2 protein-coding genes are annotated in these 3,390 nt (G+C 53.8%); both read right to left on the bottom strand.

Features of this window, described 5'->3' with window-relative positions:
• Positions 1-134: 134 nt before the first annotated feature.
• Complete coding sequence (locus RUMCAL_RS01915; protein ID WP_021680754.1) at positions 135-2,093, bottom strand: leucine-rich repeat protein; 1,959 nt, start codon at positions 2,091-2,093, stop codon at positions 135-137.
• Between the two features lie 32 nt (positions 2,094-2,125).
• The gene (locus tag RUMCAL_RS01910; RefSeq protein ID WP_040646555.1) at positions 2,126-3,322 is read right to left on the bottom strand and encodes a CAP domain-containing protein; all 1,197 of its coding nucleotides are present in this window, start codon (positions 3,320-3,322) and stop codon (positions 2,126-2,128) included.
• Between the last annotated feature and the right edge of the window lie 68 nt (positions 3,323-3,390).

Here is a 3,390-nt window from a genome sequence, read left to right as displayed (position 1 = left end):
AAAAAAAAAAAAAAAAATAAACAACTTTTTGAGAACATTCTATAAACTGTAAAATGCAACAACATTCCAAACACAAAAAAGCCTGTATTCCGAAAAAAAGAATACAGGCTTTCTGCCTCTCGCGAATGCAAGCATTATTTCACCACATCTGCCCATGTACTGCGGACACCCGCACCATTCAGGGCGATATAGTACAACAAATAGTACACGTCTGTGGAATCGATGCTGCCGCTTTCGTCGATGTCCGCAGCTTGCATCTGGTCAGCAGTGAGATTGCCGGCTCTGCCCACAGCGGTGTATGCCACGTAGAGCATTGCCGCGAACACGTCACTGCTGTCGATCTTGCCGTCGCCGTCAACGTCGCCTTTCATGATCGGCACAACCGGTTCTGTCGCAGTGGTGACTGTGGTAGTCGCGGTAGTTTCCGTGGCAGTTGTGGTTTCCGCCGGCGTGGTAGTGGTCACGGACGATTCCCCGTTGAAATGGATACGCACTTTCAGAATCTTGTCCAGTGTCGTGCAGAACCGAATCTTGTTCCAGTCCTCCTCCGAGCCGGCATAGTACACATCGGTCAGACTGTCACAGCCGGCGAAACTCTCAAACGCCCCGCCGATCTGTGTCACGCTTTTGGGAATGACAACTTCTTTCAGGTTGGTGCAGTAGGAAAACGCGTTGGAGCCGATTCGCTGTGTGCCGTCGGGGATTTCCACCCGCGTGAAGCCGTCACAGCTGAAAAAGGTGCTTTCCCCAATGGTGGTCAAATTCTTAGGCAGGGTGATTTCCGGCAGCTTTTTGCACTGGCGGAACACCGTCTGCCCCAGTTCCGTAATTTCATCGGAAAGCCGCACCCGTTCCAGACTTGTACAGCCATAAAAGACGCTGTAGCCCAGTGTATCTGTCGTATCCGGCAGCAGTGCCTCCTGTAGTCCGGAACAGCCGGAAAATGCTTCATTGCCGATACTTTTCAGCTTTTCCGGAAATGCCACTGCCGTGAGGGACGAGCAGTTTCGGAAAGCATTGCCGCCGATCTGTTTCAGATTTTGAGGAAGCTTGACGTGCTGCAAATCTGTGCAGCCGGAGAATGTGGACTCCCCGATCTGGGTAACACTGTCCGGAATGGTCATTGTCTGTAGGGAAATGCAGTCCAGAAACATGCTGTTTCCCAGTTCCGTCAAGCCCTCCGCCAGTGTCACTTCGGCAAGTCTGCGGCAGTCGTAGAACATGTTTTTCCCGAGTGTCAGCACGTTTCCGGAAACTGCCGCCTGCTCCAGTGCGGTGCAGTGGGCAAAGGCGTAGTCGCCGACTTCTGTGACCTGCTCCGGCAGGCTGATGTTCTGCAAACCGGAACAGTTTTGAAATGCCCCGTAGCCGAGCGTGGTCAGGCTTTCCGGCAGGGTGAGCGTTTCCAGTTTGGGGCAGTCCTCAAAGGCACAGCTTTGGATCTCGGTCATCTTTGCCGGCAGTGTGACCTGATACAGACGGGAACAGCCGGAAAATGTGGAGCCGCCCAGCGTCTGCACCTGTTCCGGAATGGCAACCGTTTTCAACGCAGTGCAGTTCTGGAAAACGCTGCCGCCCATTTTCTGCAAGTTGGCGGAAAGCTGCACCTCTGCCAGACTTTCACAGCCGGAGAACACGCTGCTCCCCAATGTTTCCACACTGTCCCCCAACACTGCCTTTTCCAGATTGGTGCAGCCGGAAAAAGCGGAGTTGCTGACAGACTGTGTGCCTGCCGGAACTGTGATCTCCTGCAAGTTGATACAGCCGGAAAATGCCTGTGAGCCGATGCTCTGAACGCTGTCCGGCAGGGAAACGGTCTGCAACTTCTGCTGCTTGAGAAAGGCACTGTCCCCGACCGCCGTTACCGAACTGCCGTCGATTTCTGCCGGAATCTCCAGTGCTGTCACACCTGCCGCACAGCCGGTGATCTCGGCGTTTCCGTTGTGCAACACGTAGGTCAGATCGCCGTAGGTCTGTTCTGCCGCCGATGCCGACAGGGTGTTTTTCGATACCCACAGTGCCATTACCCGCATGATTGCTCCGCAAACCACCCCTGCGACCAGCAGCACCAGAAGCTTTTTCCACCATTTCATGTTGATTTTCCCCTTTTCTGTGGAATTCTTTCTTATCTCAGCACATCGTCCCACGAACTATGAATTCCCGCACCGTTCAGGGCAACATAATACATTAAATAATAAACATCTGTAGAATCCACAGTGCCGTTGCCGTCAATGTCTGCGGCGGTCAGCTGTCCGTCAGTAAGCGTTCCGCCTACGCCGGCACCGACACTTGCCACATGCAGCAGCGTGCTGAACACGTCGGAGCTGTCAATGGTGTCGTCGCACTCCACGTCCCCTTTGACAATGTCTTTCACTTCCACATTCAGCGTGTAGGTCTTGCCGCCCAGATCTGCGGTAAGTGTTGCCTTGCCATAATCTTTCACAACAGCGGTATTGTTCCCCTCAATGCTCACCACGCTGGGTGCAGAGGAACTCCACTTGGCATACTCCACCGGAAAGCCGCTGTGCCCATTATAAGAAGCGGTCAGCTGCAAGGTTTTCCGGTCACCATAATACAGGTACTTGCTCTGGTTAGAGGAAATCGTCACCGCACTCGCCGGCACTTCCAGCGTCTGGACACAATCACCGTAGGTGAACTGGAACGTTTCACTGTTGTTGGTGCCGCTGAACTCCGCACAGGAAGTGCTGTAGTACTGTGCGGTACTGGTACCAAAAGCTCCCATGCCGACATAGCGGTTGCTGGGGGAGATCATACTGGTATAGTGTCCCGTCACGCCGCCGGTCTGGTTGAGGTAATCGTCCTTTTCGTTGTACCACAATTCCACACCGGTCGTCATATCCAGATCCCAGCTCCACCACGCAAGGCATTCACCGCCGGAACTGTAGCCCCCTGGGGTCTGAATCTGAAAACAATTGGAACCATTGGTGCGTTCGTGAGCAATCGTCTGGGAACTCTCTGCCGCACGAATCCGTGCCAGATATTCCAGTCCGGCAGACCACTCCATGGGGACGTAGTCGTTTTTGGTCAGCTTTTTGCCGTTCACCGGATTGGGATAGCCATTGCTGCAAGCCTCCCAGCGGTACTGGTTCACCAGTTTCAGAGCCGCCTGTATATCGTTGGCATAAGTGCCCTCCATTCCGATGAGAACATTGCCTGCTGACGGCACTGTAACATCTGTGTCCAGAACCGGCTTTGCAGATGCGGCGGAAACCGTCATGGAAACTGCCCCGCCGGAAACCAGCATTGCACCGGCAAGCACCGCCGCAGTCAGTCTGGAAAAAATTTTGCGTGTCTTTTGCATGAAAACGACCCCTTTCTGATATGGGCAACACCGCACAAGGGCAATACCGCACAAAGATTGTGCGACAG

This window comes from Ruminococcus callidus ATCC 27760, assembly GCF_000468015.1.
Classification (GTDB): Bacteria; Bacillota; Clostridia; order Oscillospirales; family Ruminococcaceae; genus Ruminococcus_C; species Ruminococcus_C callidus.
The sequence above is the reverse complement of the archived record's forward strand: the minus strand, read 5'-3'. Positions and strand labels throughout refer to the sequence as shown.

Bases quoted from the DNA above. Each gene is read 5' to 3' on its own strand.
- RUMCAL_RS01915 (WP_021680754.1), bottom strand. From the start codon at position 2,093: ATGAAATGGTGGAAAAAGCTTCTGGTGCTGCTGGTCGCAGGGGTGGTT.
- RUMCAL_RS01910 (WP_040646555.1), bottom strand. From the start codon at position 3,322: ATGCAAAAGACACGCAAAATTTTTTCCAGACTGACTGCGGCGGTGCTT.